We start from the raw sequence: 16,782 nt of genomic DNA, 5'->3' as shown, positions 1-16,782 counted from the left end.
CTTTCGGGTGAAAGATACCCCATGAGGTGATATGGCTTGAAAAAATATTTGCTACTATTATTGATCCTGTTCCCTGCCGTGGAAATCAGTTTATTTTTAATATCAAGTAAAATCATTGGCATTTTGCCAACGATGCTGATGATCGTACTCACGAGTGCATTAGGTGCTTATTTTGCAAGAAAACAAGGAATCGAAGCTTTTCAAAAAGTGCAAAGAGATTTACAATATGGCAAAATGCCAGGGGTAGCGATTGTCGATGGTTTTTGCATTCTAATCGGCGGTCTGCTGCTACTCATTCCCGGCTTCTTATCAGATATCATCGGTGCGCTGCTGCTCATTCCGATGACGAGAAAGCAAATCAAGCCGCTTTTTGAACGCTGGCTTAGAAACATGTCTAATCGCAGTCGCTATACAATTATTCGCTAAAGAGACCTTGAGCTGAAGGTCTCTTTTACTTTTGCATGCCGTACCGAATGTACTGATAGATATCCCTGAAAACACCTGCATTACGAAATGCTTGCCACACGACAAGGGAAGCAGGGCCAATGACGAGTCCGAGGAAACCCAACCATTTTAACCCGACAAATAGCGCCACAAGCGTGGCTAAAGGATTAAGCCCAATGGATTTGCTTAAGACTTTTGGCTCTGATATTTGTCTTTGAATGAGCACGACAATATACAAAATGCCGAGCCCGATGGCGAGTGAAAGGTTTCCTGTCATAGCAGAGTAAATGATCCATGGCAGAAAAACAGTGCCGCTCCCGATATAAGGAAGTAAATCGACAAACCCAATACATAAAGCAATGACAAGGGCGTGCTCGACTTTTAAGATGATCAGTCCAATGATGACAAGGCCGATGGTCATCGCAACAAGCAAAAGCTGCGCCTTCATAAAACCGGTAATGGCTTTTTTGATTTCAGATAAAATGGCTCGTGTATGCTGCATCCATTTTGCGGGAAAGATACGAGAGCCATATTTTTTTAATGTAAACCAATCTTTCGTGATAAAAAAAGTCGCCAGTGCAGAAAACAAAAGGGTTGCGGCTGCATCGGGCAAAAGACCTAAAAAAGCTGGGATGAGCTCGAGTGTTTTTGAAAGAAAAGTCCCTATTTTTGCGGCAGCTTCATCGCCTAGCGCTTGGATTTGTCCCAAAATCGATTCCTTTTGACCAGCTTGAAGTGTATTAAATTGGGCGGTTACATCATGGTACAAAGGCAGGATCTTATCTGTAAAAAACTGTTCCACAATCCCAATCATGCGATCAAGGTGACCAGGCAGAACCTTTGCCAAATAAGCACTTCCTGAAATGATTTCTGCTACTAAGAGTGTGATGAAACTGGCTGCTACTACTAAAAAGAGCAGTAGTACAATGACGACAACAAATCCTCTCGGCATTCCGGTGATCTCTTCTATTTTGCATACAGCAGGGTGAATCAGGCAGGATACAATAAGTGCAATCCAAAAAGGATATAAAAAAGGAAAAGACTGATATAAAAAGACAACCGCAAATACAGCAATGCTGATCATCATCAAACTTCGTAGAAAAATGGCCATATAGGTGTGATTCACACAATCCCCTCCAAAAAACAAGCATGTCCGATACTTCATTTTATTCAAAAAGATTAGTAATATGAAAAGGTCGCAATAAAAAGAAAGGAAGGGGCGGCGTATGTTTACTCAAGCAAATTTATTTTTGGTTCTTTTACTCGTTATTGCACTTATTGCAAAAAACAATTCATTAATTTTAGCGGTTTCTGTGCTCATTGGGATTAAGCTGATTGGTTTGGATCAAAAAATTTTCCCAGTTCTTCAGTCGAAGGGCATCAATTGGGGGGTCACCGTCATTACAATTGCTGTGCTTGTTCCTATTGCAACAGGTGACATTGGATTTAAGCAGCTCGGGGAAGCCATGAAATCCTCTTATGCTTGGATTGCACTTGGAGCGGGTATATTAGTAGCATTAATCGCAAAAAACGGTATTGTGCTACTCGAAAATGATCCGCATATCACGGCAGCGCTTGTGTTAGGGACGATTTTGGCAGTCAGCTTATTTAAAGGTGTAGCTGTCGGTCCGCTAATCGGAGCAGGAATTGCTTATTTGGCGATGCAGGCTGTGAAATTTTTCAGCGGTTGAAAAGAGAGTGGTTCATGCCACTTTCTTTTTTATTTTTTTCTTGCGTGAGCTTTTGCAAAAAAACATAATTAAATATAATAAAAGAAGCAAAATCCCTTTATTCCATGCCTGATATGGAAGACTGGAAAAAAAAATATCAAAAAAAATTATAGTTAAACATTTAACAAATGTCTGATTATTGTTTATAATGGGAATAGGCTTAATTTTGAACTCATTGATCACACAAGAGATATGAGGCTAAAAGCGCTCTAACCGTATAGGTAAATGTAAGCATTTTCTTTTCTGAACGTGCCGACTTATTCGGATTGGATAGCGCTTTCAAAAAGCGAGAATTCTGCAACGAAGGGGAATCTTTTTAAAAAGGGGAGATTGAACATGACAGCAACAAGAGGTCTTGAAGGTATCGTGGCAACAACTTCATCCGTAAGCTCAATTATTGATGATACTCTTACTTATGTAGGGTACAATATCGATGATTTAACTGAAAAAGCTACATTCGAAGAAATTGTCTACCTGTTATGGCACTTAAAGCTGCCGAATGAGCAAGAGCTGAGTGAGTTAAAACAGCAGCTCAACGAAAATGCTCACATTCCGCAAGAAATCATTGAGCACTTTAAATCGTATTCGCTGGATGGGGTTCATCCAATGTCTGCGATTCGTACAGCGGTATCCTTACTAGGATTACTTGATGACGAATCAGAGATTATGGACAAAGAAGCAAATTACAGAAAAGCCATTCGCTTACAGGCGAAAATTTCTGGACTAGTCGCTGCGTTTTCACGCATTCGTAAGGGACTTGAGCCTGTACAGCCAAAAGAAGAATACAGCTATGCTGCGAACTTCTTGTATATGCTAAATGGCGAAGAGCCGTCACCAGTAGAAATTGAGGCAATTGATAAGGCACTCATTCTACATGCGGATCATGAATTAAACGCATCGACATTTACAGCGCGTGTATGTGTTGCTACACTATCAGATATCTACTCTGGTGTAACAGCGGCTATCGGTGCGCTGAAAGGACCACTTCATGGCGGAGCCAACGAAGGCGTGATGAAGATGCTTTCAGAAATTGGCGAAGTTGAAAACGTAGATTCCTATATTCATGGTAAGCTAGAGAAGAAAGAAAAAATTATGGGCTTTGGCCACCGCGTATACCGTCAAGGTGACCCGCGTGCAAAGCATCTAAAAGAAATGAGCCAGCGTTTAACAAACCTGACTGGCGAGCCGAAATGGTATGAAATGTCTGTTCGCGCAGAGGAAATCGTGACATCAGAGAAAAATCTTCCACCGAATGTTGATTTTTATTCTGCATCTGTATATCACAGTCTTGGGATTGATCATGACTTGTTTACACCAATTTTCGTGATCAGCCGATTCTCTGGATGGATTGCTCACATTTTAGAGCAGTATGACAACAATCGTCTCATCCGTCCAAGAGCTGACTACATTGGACCTGATCTTCAAACGTTTGTTCCGATCAGTGAAAGAGACTAATGTTTATAGAATAAGCGGGGGCTGATCCTCACGAAGGCCAATCAGCCTCTAGATCAACAAAAAACGAATCACGTGAAAAACTTCTTCGCTTGCAGACATCAAGCCAAGAAGTTTCAAATATTCACTACATAACCTGGGAGGTAATATCATTGTCACAAGGCGAAAAAATTACAGTTACTGGCGGCGTATTGAATGTACCAAATAATCCAATCATCCCGTTTATTGAAGGGGACGGAATCGGTCCTGACATTTGGAAAGCAGCATCAAGAGTACTTGAAGCCGCTGTAGAAAAAGCATATAAAGGTGAAAAGCAAATCACTTGGAAAGAAGTATATGCCGGTGAGAAAGCTTACAATAAAACTGGAGAATGGCTTCCTGAGCAAACACTTGAAGACATTCGTGAATACTTAATCGCAATCAAAGGACCACTCACAACACCAATCGGCGGAGGAATCCGTTCGTTAAACGTGGCACTTAGACAAGAGCTTGATCTATTCACATGCTTACGTCCAGTTCGCTGGTTCAAAGGCGTACCGTCTCCTGTGAAACGTCCAGAAGACACAGATATGGTCATCTTCCGTGAGAATACAGAAGATATCTATGCTGGTATCGAGTATGCACAAGGATCAGACGAAGTGAAGAAGTTAATTGACTTCTTGAAAAACGAATTAGGTGTAAACAAAATTCGATTCCCAGAAACATCAGGTATCGGAATCAAGCCAGTTTCTGAAGAAGGAACTTCTCGCCTTGTCAGAGCGGCTATCCAATATGCAATCGACCAAGGCCGTAAGTCTGTGACACTTGTTCACAAAGGAAACATCATGAAATTCACAGAAGGTGCCTTCAAAAACTGGGGCTACGAAGTGGCTGAAAAAGAGTTTGGCGACAAGGTCTTTACATGGGCACAATATGATCGTATTGTAGAACAAGATGGAAAAGATGCGGCAAATAAAGCGCAAAGTGAAGCAGAAGCTGCTGGCAAAATTATTGTCAAAGACAGCATTGCAGATATTTTCCTTCAACAAATCCTAACTCGTCCAGCTGAGTTCGATGTTGTGGCAACAATGAACTTAAACGGAGATTACATCTCTGATGCTCTTGCAGCACAAGTTGGTGGAATTGGTATCGCACCAGGTGCGAACATCAACTACGAAACAGGACACGCTATTTTTGAAGCGACTCACGGAACAGCACCAAAATATGCTGGTCTTGATAAAGTGAACCCATCTTCTGTTCTTCTATCAGGCGTGCTTTTACTTGAGCACCTTGGCTGGCAGGAAGCAGCTGATCTAGTGATTCAATCTGTTGAAAATACAATTGCATCAAAAGTCGTCACTTACGATTTTGCTAGATTAATGGATGGCGCAACAGAAGTGAAATGTTCTGAGTTTGCTGACGAGCTCATCAAAAACTTGTCTTGATTCTTAAACTTTAAAGTTAAAGGGGAAAAAGGAAATGGCAAACAAGCGTAAAAAAGTATCTGTTATCGGAGCAGGCTTTACTGGAGCAACTACAGCATTTCTAACGGCTCAAAAAGAATTAGCGGACGTCGTATTAGTCGATATCCCGCAGCTTGAGAACCCAACAAAAGGGAAAGCACTTGATATGCTGGAAGCAAGTCCTGTTCAAGGCTTCGATGCAAACATTACAGGAACTTCTAACTACGAAGATACAGCCGGTTCTGATGTCGTGGTCATTACGGCGGGAATTGCAAGAAAGCCGGGAATGAGCCGTGACGATCTCGTGTCAACAAATGAAAAAATCATGCGAAGTGTGACACGCGAAATCGTTAAATATTCTCCAGAAACAATCATTGTTGTATTAACAAACCCTGTTGATGCAATGACGTATGCAGTTTATAAAGAATCAGGATTACCAAAAGAAAAAGTCATTGGACAATCGGGCATTCTTGATACAGCACGTTTCCGTACGTTCGTTGCTCAAGAATTAAACCTATCTGTTAAAGACGTGACGGGCTTTGTGCTTGGTGGACATGGCGATGACATGGTTCCTCTTGTTCGTTACTCTTATGCAGGCGGTATCCCGCTTGAAACTTTGATTCCTAAAGAGCGAATTGATGCAATTGTTGAAAGAACAAGAAAAGGCGGCGGCGAAATCGTGAACCTATTAGGTAACGGTAGTGCATATTATGCACCTGCTGCTTCACTAGTCGAAATGGTTGAGGCGATCCTTAAAGATCAGCGCCGCGTCATGCCGACGATTGCTTACCTTGAAGGTGAATATGGCTACGAAGGCATTTACCTAGGTGTACCAACAATCGTAGGTGGAAACGGCCTTGAGCAGATCATCGAGCTTGAGCTGACAGAAGAAGAAAGAAGTCAGCTTGACCGTTCTGTTGAATCTGTTAAGAATGTCATGAAAGTATTGTCTTAATATGAATAAAAAAGAAGGCTTCTCTGATGAGGAGTCTTCTTTTTGTTTACAAAACAAATCTTGTCGAAATTTTAAATTGTTCTCTTGTTAAGCTTTCGTTAAAATGAAAGAGAAAGCATGACTTCTCGCTTTTCACATAAGATACAAAAAACGGATGCAGGGGAAATCACTAATTGGAGGCACAACATGAATAAAAAAATATTAGTTGTGGATGATGAAGAATCGATTGTAACACTTCTAAGCTATAACCTTGAAAGAGCGGGCTATGATGTCGTCACAGCAAGAGACGGGGAAGAAGCACTTGAAAAAGCAGCAAGTGAACAGCCTGATCTCATTGTATTAGATTTAATGCTTCCGAAGATGGACGGCATTGAAGTGTGCAAACAACTGAGAATTCAAAAAATGATGTTCCCTATTTTAATGCTGACAGCAAAGGACGATGAATTTGATAAGGTGCTAGGTCTTGAGCTTGGGGCCGATGATTACATGACAAAGCCATTCAGTCCTAGAGAAGTGGGTGCTCGGGTAAAAGCCATCTTGAGAAGAGCACAGCAATCTCAGCCTACCCCCACGCAAGAGGAGAAGGATGAGATCATTGCAGATCAAATCAAAATTGGTGAACTGCGTATTTTACCAGAACACTACGAAGTCTATTTCCAGGAAGAACGTCTAGAGCTGACGCCAAAAGAATTTGAACTGCTGCTTTATTTGGCGAAGCATAAAGGACGTGTCCTCACGCGTGATTTATTGCTAAGTGCCGTTTGGAATTATGACTTTGCAGGTGACACTCGTATTGTGGATGTCCATATTAGTCACTTGCGGGACAAAATTGAAAAGAACACGAAAAAACCAACATACATTAAAACGATTCGCGGCTTAGGCTACAAATTGGAGGAGCCAAAGTCAAATGAGTAAAATTAGAACCCGTCTGTTTTCGGGACTCATTTTTCTCCTTTTTATTGTGTTTGTGGCACTTGGTCTTTTCCTGGATCACATGTTCCATGTTTTCTATGAAACAAAATTAACGGAACGAATGGAAAAGGAATCGAGCTTTCTCCTGTCTTCTATGAATGGTGATGATTTAAAGGCGAAGCAAAACAAAGAGATCCTCAATCAGGCAAAGCAGCATTTTGACATGAATGCGTCGATTGTGGATTTAAAGGGGAAGATCATACATACAACGGGTCAAGCAGAACAAAAGGCTGTCATTCAAAACACACTAAACAATGAACGTCTCCAAACAAAAGGGGTCGTTATTGACGATGAGAAGGATGCGCTGTTCCATTATGCTGTCCCGGTCTTAAAACAAAACGAACCGGCGGGTTATTTATTTCTCCATGCGTCATACGAGCCTTTAAATGAAATTGACGGCCAGCTTTGGCTTGCCTTAGCCTTTTGTCTTGGCTCGGCGATTATCATTATCGTTTTCTTTGGGTACCGCATGTCGATGAAATATGTGAAACCAATTGATTATGCGACAAAGGTAGCTAAACAGCTAGAACGCGGGAACTATGATACGAATAATTATGAAGAGCTGATGATTGAAACAAGTGAACTGAATACTTCCATGAAGCGTTTGGCAGAAAGTCTTCAAGAAATGACAAGTGCTGGTGAAATGCAGAGAGACCGGCTGCAAACGGTCATTGAAAATATTGGAGCGGGGATTATATTGATTGATAAGATGGGGTATATTCACCTCGTCAATCGAACCTTCCGCAAGCAGTTTAAGGTGCAAAAGCACATTTACATGCACAAGCTTTATCATGAAGCGTTTACCCATGAAGAGATTATCGAATTAATTGACGAAATTTTCATGACAGAAACGAAGGTGCGGAAGTTTTTACGTCTAGCCGTTGACATTGAACGCCGCTACTTCCAAGTGGATGGTGTACCCATTTTAAGTACAGACGATGAATGGAAAGGAATTGTCCTCGTGTTTCATGACGTGACAGAAACGAAGCAGCTGGAGCAGATGCGAAAAGACTTTGTCGCCAATGTGTCTCATGAGTTAAAAACACCGATTACGTCGATTAAAGGATTTTCTGAAACCCTTCTTGATGGCGCGATTGATGACAAAGAAGCACTGACAGAATTCCTTTCTATCATTTTAAAAGAGAGTGTCCGTCTAGAAACATTGATTCAAGACTTACTTGATCTTTCTAAAATTGAGCAGCAGCAATTCAAGCTGAATATTCAAGAAGCCAATGCGACAGAAATCATCCAAGAGATTCAAGTGCTGTTAAAACAAAAGGCTACAGAAAAAGGCATTCAATTACACGTGCGTGTCCCGAAAGAACCGGTCTATGTCATGGCAGACCCGCTAAGGTTAAAGCAAATCTTCCTCAATCTCGTTAATAATGCCCTGACCTATACACCAGAGGGAGGAAGTGTCACCATCTCAGCAAGACCGAGAAAAGGTGCCTATGAATTTGATGTAGCAGATACAGGGATCGGTATGAAGAAAAGTGAGATTCCAAGAATATTTGAGAGATTTTATCGAATTGATAAAGATAGAAGCAGGAATTCAGGCGGTACAGGTCTTGGCCTTGCCATTGTCAAACACCTTGTGGAAGCGCATGAAGGAACAATTTCTGTCCGCAGCAAACAAGGTAAAGGAACGACTTTTACAGTGAGCCTGAAATCGACATAGAGAAAAAAGGAAAGTCACGTTAAAATTTACATGATCTTTACAATGAATTCATGTTTTGTTAAACATTCATTGATAGGATGAATAGGAACCCCTTCATCCAAGGAGCCAATTTTGGAAGGACGAAAACACTTGTTGTTTTCGTCCCTTTTTTATGCAGGCTCGACTATTTTCTTTTCAAAATAAACTTTGATAAAATGAAGATACAATGTGTGAAAGAGACGGCTGAGATGGCTCAGCCGATGGAGGATTAAAACATGACAGACAAAAAGAAATTAGTGTTAGTGGATGGAAACAGCCTCGCATATCGAGCCTTCTTTGCTTTGCCGCTATTATCAAATGATAAAGGCGTACATACAAATGCTATTTATGGCTTTGCGATGATTTTAATGAAAATGCTGGAGGACGAGAAGCCAACCCATATGCTCGTCGCATTTGATGCGGGAAAAACAACCTTCCGCCACGAGACATTTAAAGAATATAAAGGCGGAAGACAAAAAACCCCGCCAGAGCTATCAGAACAAATGCCATTCATCCGTGAACTATTAGATGCCTATCAGGTGAAAAGGTACGAGCTTCCTCAATATGAGGCAGATGATATTATCGGTACGTTGGCTGTCGAGGCAGAAAAAAACGGCTTTGAAGTCAAAATCTTCTCAGGAGATAAAGACTTAACCCAGCTCTCAACAGATCATACGACAGTGGCTATTACGAAAAAAGGCATCACAGAAGTAGAATACTACACACCTGCTCATATTGAAGAGAAATATGGCCTGCGACCAGATCAAATCATTGATATGAAAGGGTTGATGGGAGATTCCTCAGATAATATCCCAGGCGTCCCAGGTGTAGGTGAAAAAACAGCCATTAAATTGTTAAAGCAGTTTGAAACAGTTGAGAACCTGCTTGAACATATTGATGAAGTGAACGGGAAAAAGCTCAAAGAAAAGCTTGAAGAATATAAAGAACAAGCAGTCATGAGTAAAGAGCTGGCGACCATTCTCGTAGAAGCACCTATTGATGTGTCGAGCAAAGATCTTGCCTACGAAGGTCCACACATGGATCAAGTGATCTCTCTTTATAAAGAACTAGGCTTTCAAACCCTGCTAGAGCGTCTAGGAGAAGCACCAGAAACAGATGAACAGGTTGAAGTAGACGCATTAGAAGTGAAAAAAATGACAGCTGCAGGAGGCGACATGCTGACAGATCATGCAGCCCTTGTGGTAGAACAGCTTGGAGATAATTATCACGAAGCGGATTTGATCGGTTTTGCGATCCATAATGAAAATGGTGCGTTCTTTATGACGAAAGAAGATGCGCTTCAATCAGATGCATTTAAAGAATGGGTACAGGATGAAACGAAGAAAAAATGGGTCTTTGATTCAAAAAGAGCAGTTGTCGCTCTCAGATGGCATGATGTCGACCTAAAAGGTGTCGACAATGATGTTCTGCTCGCTTCCTACGTCGTCAACCCGCAGAAATCATACGAAGACGTCGCAAGTGTAGCGAAGGAATATGGTCTGAATATCGCTCTTTCTGATGAAAAAGTATACGGAAAAGGAGCAAAACAGGCGATTCCACCTGAAGATGAACTGAAGGGACATCTCGGACGAAAAGCAGCGGCGATCTCAGCCTTGCATGATTTAACATTAGAAGCATTAGAAAAAAATGATCAGCATGAACTATATGAAGATTTAGAGCTGCCGCTAGCACTCATCTTAGGCGAAATGGAATCTCTTGGAGTAAAGGTAGATCTAAAGCGCCTAGAGAAAATGGGTGAAGAATTAACGAAAAAGCTCAAAGAATATGAAGAAACCATTCACCGCTTAGCAGGAGAAACGTTTAACATCAATTCTCCTAAACAGCTTGGTGTCATCCTTTTTGAAAAATTAGGTCTCCCGATTATCAAGAAGACAAAAACAGGCTATTCAACGTCTGCAGATGTGCTCGAAAAGCTTGAAGATAAGCATGAAATCATTCGGTCCATTCTGCACTATAGACAAATTGGAAAGCTGCAATCGACCTATGTAGAAGGGTTAATGAAAGTAACGCGCAAGGATACCCATAAAGTGCATACAAGATTTAATCAAGCACTCACCCAAACAGGAAGATTAAGCTCAACAGATCCAAACCTTCAAAACATCCCGATTCGTTTAGAAGAAGGACGGAAGATTCGTCAAGCATTCGTTCCTTCAAAAGAAGGCTGGCTCATGTTTGCAGCTGACTATTCACAAATCGAGCTGCGTGTACTCGCTCATATTTCACAAGATGAGAATTTGATCGAAGCATTTACGAGGGACATGGACATTCACACGAAAACAGCGATGGATGTGTTCCATGTCTCAGAAGAAGAAGTGACTTCCGCTATGAGAAGACAAGCCAAGGCGGTAAATTTCGGTATTGTATACGGAATCAGCGACTATGGACTTTCTCAAAACCTTGGGATCACAAGAAAAGAAGCCGCCGCATTTATCGAGCGCTATTTAACAAGCTTTAAAGGCGTGAAAACCTATATGGAAGAAATCGTTCAGGAAGCGAAACAAAAAGGCTACGTCACGACGCTTCTTAAACGCAGACGGTATATCCCAGATATCACAAGCCGAAATTTTAATATCAAAAGCTTTGCAGAACGAACAGCCATGAACACACCGATCCAAGGCAGCGCAGCCGATATTATTAAAAAAGCGATGATTGATATGGCGCGAAGGCTCAAAGAAGAAAACCTGCAGACAAATCTTTTATTACAGGTGCACGATGAATTGATCTTTGAAGCGCCGAAAGAAGAAATCGCCATTCTTGAAAAGATTGTTCCTGAAGTCATGGAAAATGCACTTCAGCTTGATGTGCCGCTAAAAGTTGATTTTGCTTCAGGTCCATCTTGGTACGATGCGAAATAAATAATAGAGAGAGAAAAAGGAGCGAGGAGCATGCCGGAATTACCAGAAGTTGAAACCGTCCGGCGCACTCTCAAGCGGTTAGTCGAAGGAAAGACGATTGAAACGGTCGATATCAAATGGCCAAACATCATCAAACGTCCTGGGGAGCCGGAAGAGTTCGCAAGAAGATTGGTTGGAGAAACCATACAAACCATTGAAAGAAGAGGAAAGTTCCTCCTCTTTCATTTAGACCATTATGTGATGGTCTCCCATTTAAGGATGGAAGGGAAATATCGTGTACATGAAGCGCATGAGCCTTATGATAAACACGTACACGTCGTCTTTACGTTTACAGATGGGACGGAGCTTCGGTACCATGATGTGCGTAAATTTGGCACTATGCATTTATTTCAGCCGGGTGAAGAGGAAAGGGAACTCCCGCTATCACAGCTGGGATATGAACCATTCGATGAACAGTTTACTCCTGAGTATTTATGGGAGCAATTGAAAAAAACAACTCGCGTGGTCAAAACAGCACTGCTTGATCAAAAGATTGTCGTAGGACTTGGTAACATTTACGTAGATGAGGTCCTGTTTAAATCAGGGATTCATCCAGAAACGAAAGCGAATCAGCTCAGCCTGGAATCTTGCAAAGTGCTTCACAAACAGATCATCGATACGCTTCAGGTGGCGGTAGATGCGGGAGGAAGTACAATTCGTTCTTATATCAACTCACAAGGAGATATTGGCACATTTCAATTGCAGCTTCTTGTATATGACCGGCGGGGAGAGCCTTGCCAAACATGCGGAAGCATCATTGAGAAAACAGTAGTCGGAGGGCGCGGTACACACTTTTGTGTGACCTGCCAAAAACGTCCTCAATAAAGCTTAGCCATGAGCATGCTTCCTTTTTGCTATGCATACGATAAAAAACATTCATTTTTCAGCAAGGTGTAGACTGACACACAGCCCACCTGCTCTTCATATAGTGAAGAAGAGTCTAAGAACGCCTAGAGACTCTTGATCATCGTTGCATGAACAGAAAGGAAGAGTTCAGGTATGATTTCGATTTCGCTCCTGTTTTTAGCTATTGCAGTCAGCATCGACAGCTTTTCTGTAGGCTTTACGTATGGTCTTCGCAAAATGAGGATCCCATTTAAAGCCATCGTCATTATTGCATGCTGCTCAGGGATTGTGCTGCTCATTTCTATGCTGATTGGCAGCTTGCTGACGACATTTCTCCCTGTCTCAGTGACCGATAAACTGGGGGGAGGCATCTTAATTGCCATTGGTCTTTGGGTCCTGTATCAATTTTACAAACCAGCGAAAGAGCGTGATTTGCTTCTTCATGAAAAGACATTGCTTAATGTGGAAGTCCAATCGCTTGGGCTTGTCATTCACATTTTAAGAAAGCCAACAAGTGCAGATATTGACCGATCTGGGACGATTAATGGAATAGAAGCGGTACTTCTTGGAATTGCTTTATCCATTGATGCATTTGGCGCAGGGATTGGCGCAGCGATACTAGGCTTTTCTCCAATTGTCATGAGTATCACGGTCGCAGTGATGAGCTCACTTTTTGTATGTATCGGTCTGCGTGCCGGTCATTACTTGGCAAATTGGCGCTGGATCGATAAACTCGCATGCTTACCAGGGCTTCTGCTCATATTAATTGGGGTTTGGAAGCTGTAAAAGGAGGAAATCAATTGACGCTTGTCATTGGATTAACCGGCGGGATTGCTAGCGGAAAAAGCACAGTCTCGCAGATGATAAAAGAGCAGGGCATCCGGGTTGTGGACGCAGATGTGATTGCAAAAGAAGCGGTCGCCAAAGGAACACCCGCCCTTCATCATATCGTTCAAACCTTTGGTGAGGGTGTCCTCCTGCCAAATGGAGAGCTAGACCGGCAGCAGCTGGGAGCCATTATTTTTTCTAATGAAGAGAAAAGAAAGCAGCTAAATGCGATCGTTCACCCAGAAGTGCGAAAGGAAATGCTCAGGCAGCGAGATGAAGGAATCGACAGCCGAGAAACATTCGTTGTCCTGGATATCCCGCTTTTATTTGAGAGTCAGCTGGAAAGTCTCGTCGACCGCATTATTGTGGTGTATACAACACCAGAATTACAGCTATCACGACTCATAAATCGAAACGACCTTAGCGCGGAAGAAGCGCTGAATCGGATTCACTCTCAGCAGCCTCTTGAGGAAAAATGTAAGAAAGCAGACCGGGTGATAGAAAATACACAAGATCTTGCTTTTATTAGAAAGCAATTGCAGAACATATTAAATGAATGGGAACATACTGATAAGTAAGAGTACATACACGTACTCTTCTTTTTTTATGCTTTTTATATTTCTCATGAAAAGAACAGCCCTTTTTAGAAAATATACGTTTATATACTGGCAATTACAATCTAATGTGATATACTAATTTCATAAATAAATTTATTGAGTATAACACATAATAGAGGAGTGACCTGTTCATGAAGGTAAAAGCAGCGATCAATGGGTTTGGCAGAATTGGACGCATGGTCTTCAGAAAAGCAATGCTTGATGATCAAATTCAAATTGTAGCGGTGAACGCAAGCTATCCTGCCGAAACGCTAGCACATTTAATTAAATATGATACAAATCATGGACGTTACGAATGCGATGTGACAGCAGAAGATGACGCACTGATTGTAAATGGGAAAAGAGTGCTTTTGCTCAATAACAGAGACCCAAAGCAGCTTCCGTGGGGAGAGCTTGGGATTGATATCGTCATAGAAGCAACCGGAAAATTTAATTCAAAAGATCAAGCGATGGGCCATATAGATGCCGGAGCGAAAAAGGTCGTACTTACAGCTCCAGGTAAAAATGAAGACATTACAATTGTGATGGGTGTCAATGAGGATGATCTTGATCCTGAAAAGCACGTCGTTATTTCAAACGCATCTTGTACAACAAACTGTTTAGCACCAGTTGTCAAATTGTTAGATGATGAATTTGGCATCGACAACGGTTTAATGACAACGGTTCATGCGTATACAAATGATCAAAAAAATATCGATAATCCGCATAAGGATTTGCGCCGGGCAAGAGCATGTGCCCAGTCCATTATTCCAACGACGACGGGCGCCGCTAAAGCGCTTTCTTTAGTGCTGCCGCACATGAAAGGGAAATTGCATGGACTTGCACTTCGCGTGCCAGTTTCCAATGTATCGATGGTTGATCTTGTTGTCGACTTGAAAAAAGATGTCACAGCAGAAGAAGTCAATGCAGCCTTCTCAAATGCATCAAAAACTTCTCTTTCCGGTATTTTAGATTACACGGATGAGCCGCTTGTTTCTACAGACTTTAATACGAACCCTTATTCAGCTGTCGTAGATGGACTGACAACGATGGTGATGGGGGATAGAAAAGTAAAAGTTCTTGCATGGTATGACAATGAATGGGGTTATTCATGCAGAGTGGTGGATCTTGTGAAGTTTGTCGGATCGCAGATGAAAGAGCTTTCTGCTGTTTGAAATGAAGAAGACGAACGTCCCTTTTCAAGGAATGAGAGAAAATCCCATTGAAAACACAGCTTGCAAAATGGGTCTAAACAAAGTATACTATTTTTCGTGAACTTCTTGTTCGCAGACTCATTCGGGTATACTTAAAGGGTTAGGACCTCTTTGGACTAACTTTCCCCCGTGGTATATGTCCGGTCCGGCTGCTTAGAACTTCACTCTTTCATTCTTGTTTAAGGGGGGTCCATGATGGAAACAATCGGACGTCACGTTATCTCCGAGCTATGGGGATGCGACTGTGATAAACTGAACGACATGGATTTTATTGAAAAAACGTTTGTAAATGCAGCTTTGAAATCAGGAGCTGAAGTAAGAGAGGTTGCTTTTCACAAATTTGCACCTCAAGGAGTAAGTGGAGTTGTCATTATTTCTGAATCTCATCTGACAATTCACAGCTTTCCTGAACATGGTTATGCGAGCATAGATGTTTATACTTGCGGCGACCTAGATCCGAATATCGCAGCAGATCATATCGGAGATGAATTAGGTGCTGAAACAAGAGAAAACATTGAAATTCCTCGAGGCATGGGACCTGTACAAGTGAAACAGGCGCAAGCCAAAGCACTGTAAACATAAAAAAAGATCGCAATGGGAGCTGGCCAAAAGCATTGAAATGCCTTTGTGTTATGCTCCTTTTTATATTTGTTTGATAGAGAAAATCCAACATTCCCCAACTTGCCTATACTTTTGTTCTAGGAAAACAAAGGTTTTTTTTATAAAATAAAGAAGAGGCATTATGGCAAAGGGGATACGTAGATGATTTTAGGACAAAAGTTCAAACGGTTCATGTCAAACCATACAGAAACATCTGACGAGCATCCAGTGTCAGAACTGAAAAGCCATTACTACAAATCGACGAATGCGCAAGTTTTTCAAGCGGTGGAAGCCATGCTTTCTGGGCACGCTTCCTATCAAGTGACATCTGTTTCAGCAGAACGAGGTGAAATCAGCGCAAACATCAGTATGCCGAAAAAAGCCTTTCTCGTAGCGACTGTCATTTCAATTCGTCCTTTTGAAACAGCTGTCGATTTTAATGTGACAACAGAAACAGCCTTGCCAACAGATTTTGGCTATAGTGAGAAAACGGTTTTTTCCCTTTATGATGAACTAGACAAACAACTTCCAAGAATAGATCGGAGCTGATGAAATGAAATGTCCCACATGTCAGCACCTTGGCACAAGGGTGCTTGATTCAAGACCAGTAGATGAAGGGAAATCCATCCGTCGTAGAAGAGAGTGCGAAAGCTGCCAATATCGCTTTACGACGTTTGAGAAATTAGAAGAATTACCACTGATTGTGGTGAAAAAAGAAGGAATTCGAGAAGAATTCAGCCGCGAAAAGATGCTGAGAGGACTCATTAAAGCATGTGAAAAGCGACCTGTTGCTTTAAAGCAGCTGGAGGATGTCTGCTTTAATATTGAAAAAGAACTGCGTAATCAAGGTATGTCAGAAGTGAAAAGTGAGCTTGTAGGTGAAATGGTGATGGACGAGCTGGCAAAAATTGATGAAGTGTCTTACGTCAGGTTTGCCTCCGTTTACCGGCAGTTTAAAGATATCAACGTCTTTATTGATGAATTAAAAGATTTATTAAAGAAAGAACGCTAAAAAAGAGCTGAAGATACTTCATGCTCTTTTTCCTGCGTAAAGCGTAAAACGCAAAAAGGGTGTACAATAGAAACAATTGC

The 16,782-nt window shown here is 41.7% G+C and carries 16 protein-coding genes; 15 read left to right on the top strand and 1 reads right to left on the bottom strand.

The features are described from left to right. The first annotated feature begins 36 nt into the window (after positions 1-36). Complete coding sequence (locus CKW02_RS13380; RefSeq protein WP_003216718.1) at positions 37-426, top strand: FxsA family protein; 390 nt, start codon at positions 37-39, stop codon at positions 424-426. A 25-nt stretch (positions 427-451) separates the two neighbouring features. Here CKW02_RS13380 and ytvI read toward each other — a convergent pair whose 3' ends face one another. Next, complete coding sequence (gene ytvI, locus CKW02_RS13375) at positions 452-1,570, bottom strand: sporulation integral membrane protein YtvI (RefSeq protein WP_003216550.1); 1,119 nt, start codon at positions 1,568-1,570, stop codon at positions 452-454. Between the two features lie 100 nt (positions 1,571-1,670). Here ytvI and CKW02_RS13370 point away from each other — a divergent pair, with 100 nt between their 5' ends. The 14 genes from CKW02_RS13370 (at position 1,671) to nrdR (ending at position 16,702) form a co-directional block, all read left to right on the top strand. Then, on the top strand, positions 1,671-2,135 hold the full coding sequence (locus tag CKW02_RS13370; protein ID WP_003216450.1) for a DUF441 domain-containing protein: 465 nt from the start codon (positions 1,671-1,673) through the stop codon (positions 2,133-2,135). 375 nt (positions 2,136-2,510) lie between these two features. Then, positions 2,511-3,629 carry a citrate synthase gene (gene citZ / locus CKW02_RS13365; protein ID WP_008346063.1) on the top strand — a complete coding sequence of 373 codons (1,119 nt, stop codon included), beginning with the start codon at positions 2,511-2,513 and terminating at the stop codon, positions 3,627-3,629. Positions 3,630-3,778: 149 nt separating this feature from the next. After that, positions 3,779-5,050 carry an NADP-dependent isocitrate dehydrogenase gene (icd, locus tag CKW02_RS13360; RefSeq protein ID WP_003216780.1) on the top strand — a complete coding sequence of 424 codons (1,272 nt, stop codon included), beginning with the start codon at positions 3,779-3,781 and terminating at the stop codon, positions 5,048-5,050. Between the two features lie 34 nt (positions 5,051-5,084). Further along, on the top strand, positions 5,085-6,023 hold the full coding sequence (gene mdh / locus CKW02_RS13355; RefSeq protein WP_003216833.1) for a malate dehydrogenase: 939 nt from the start codon (positions 5,085-5,087) through the stop codon (positions 6,021-6,023). Between the two features lie 186 nt (positions 6,024-6,209). Next, positions 6,210-6,938: a response regulator transcription factor gene (locus tag CKW02_RS13350; RefSeq protein WP_003216596.1), complete on the top strand. Its 729-nt coding sequence runs from the start codon at positions 6,210-6,212 to the stop codon at positions 6,936-6,938. Next, the gene (pnpS, locus tag CKW02_RS13345; RefSeq protein ID WP_003216485.1) at positions 6,931-8,673 is read left to right on the top strand and encodes a two-component system histidine kinase PnpS; all 1,743 of its coding nucleotides are present in this window, start codon (positions 6,931-6,933) and stop codon (positions 8,671-8,673) included. The genes CKW02_RS13350 and pnpS overlap by 8 nt, the downstream gene beginning before the upstream one ends. A gap of 254 nt (positions 8,674-8,927) precedes the next feature. Further along, the gene (gene polA, locus CKW02_RS13340) at positions 8,928-11,567 is read left to right on the top strand and encodes a DNA polymerase I (protein WP_003216843.1); all 2,640 of its coding nucleotides are present in this window, start codon (positions 8,928-8,930) and stop codon (positions 11,565-11,567) included. A gap of 30 nt (positions 11,568-11,597) precedes the next feature. Then, entirely contained in the window at positions 11,598-12,431 is an 834-nt protein-coding gene (gene mutM, locus CKW02_RS13335) for a DNA-formamidopyrimidine glycosylase (RefSeq protein ID WP_003216358.1), read from the top strand. Positions 12,432-12,605: 174 nt separating this feature from the next. Then, the gene (gene ytaF, locus CKW02_RS13330) at positions 12,606-13,238 is read left to right on the top strand and encodes a sporulation membrane protein YtaF (RefSeq protein WP_003216274.1); all 633 of its coding nucleotides are present in this window, start codon (positions 12,606-12,608) and stop codon (positions 13,236-13,238) included. A gap of 14 nt (positions 13,239-13,252) precedes the next feature. Beyond that, complete coding sequence (gene coaE, locus CKW02_RS13325; protein ID WP_003216794.1) at positions 13,253-13,858, top strand: dephospho-CoA kinase; 606 nt, start codon at positions 13,253-13,255, stop codon at positions 13,856-13,858. Positions 13,859-14,028: 170 nt separating this feature from the next. Beyond that, a complete protein-coding gene (locus CKW02_RS13320; protein WP_003216683.1) occupies positions 14,029-15,051 on the top strand; it encodes a glyceraldehyde-3-phosphate dehydrogenase in 1,023 nt (340 codons plus the stop codon). Positions 15,052-15,285: 234 nt separating this feature from the next. Further along, a complete protein-coding gene (gene speD, locus CKW02_RS13315; RefSeq protein ID WP_003216492.1) occupies positions 15,286-15,666 on the top strand; it encodes an adenosylmethionine decarboxylase in 381 nt (126 codons plus the stop codon). 186 nt (positions 15,667-15,852) lie between these two features. Then, positions 15,853-16,239 carry a hypothetical protein gene (locus CKW02_RS13310; RefSeq protein ID WP_003216254.1) on the top strand — a complete coding sequence of 129 codons (387 nt, stop codon included), beginning with the start codon at positions 15,853-15,855 and terminating at the stop codon, positions 16,237-16,239. Positions 16,240-16,243: 4 nt separating this feature from the next. Beyond that, positions 16,244-16,702, top strand: a complete 459-nt coding sequence (gene nrdR / locus CKW02_RS13305) for a transcriptional regulator NrdR (RefSeq protein WP_003216720.1) — start codon at positions 16,244-16,246, stop codon at positions 16,700-16,702. Positions 16,703-16,782: the final 80 nt, after the last annotated feature.

This window comes from Bacillus pumilus, assembly GCF_900186955.1.
Classification (GTDB): domain Bacteria; phylum Bacillota; class Bacilli; order Bacillales; family Bacillaceae; genus Bacillus; species Bacillus pumilus.
The sequence above is the reverse complement of the archived record's forward strand: the minus strand, read 5'-3'. Positions and strand labels throughout refer to the sequence as shown.

Excerpts from the sequence above, each read along its gene's own strand:
- citZ (WP_008346063.1), top strand. The coding sequence starts at position 2,511 with ATGACAGCAACAAGAGGTCTTGAAGGTATCGTGGCAACAACTTCATCC.
- pnpS (WP_003216485.1), top strand. The coding sequence starts at position 6,931 with ATGAGTAAAATTAGAACCCGTCTGTTTTCGGGACTCATTTTTCTCCTT.
- polA (WP_003216843.1), top strand. The coding sequence starts at position 8,928 with ATGACAGACAAAAAGAAATTAGTGTTAGTGGATGGAAACAGCCTCGCA.
- speD (WP_003216492.1), top strand. The coding sequence starts at position 15,286 with ATGGAAACAATCGGACGTCACGTTATCTCCGAGCTATGGGGATGCGAC.
- mdh (WP_003216833.1), top strand. The coding sequence starts at position 5,085 with ATGGCAAACAAGCGTAAAAAAGTATCTGTTATCGGAGCAGGCTTTACT.
- CKW02_RS13350 (WP_003216596.1), top strand. The coding sequence starts at position 6,210 with ATGAATAAAAAAATATTAGTTGTGGATGATGAAGAATCGATTGTAACA.
- ytaF (WP_003216274.1), top strand. The coding sequence starts at position 12,606 with ATGATTTCGATTTCGCTCCTGTTTTTAGCTATTGCAGTCAGCATCGAC.
- mutM (WP_003216358.1), top strand. The coding sequence starts at position 11,598 with ATGCCGGAATTACCAGAAGTTGAAACCGTCCGGCGCACTCTCAAGCGG.
- nrdR (WP_003216720.1), top strand. The coding sequence starts at position 16,244 with ATGAAATGTCCCACATGTCAGCACCTTGGCACAAGGGTGCTTGATTCA.
- CKW02_RS13370 (WP_003216450.1), top strand. The coding sequence starts at position 1,671 with ATGTTTACTCAAGCAAATTTATTTTTGGTTCTTTTACTCGTTATTGCA.
- CKW02_RS13320 (WP_003216683.1), top strand. The coding sequence starts at position 14,029 with ATGAAGGTAAAAGCAGCGATCAATGGGTTTGGCAGAATTGGACGCATG.
- CKW02_RS13310 (WP_003216254.1), top strand. The coding sequence starts at position 15,853 with ATGATTTTAGGACAAAAGTTCAAACGGTTCATGTCAAACCATACAGAA.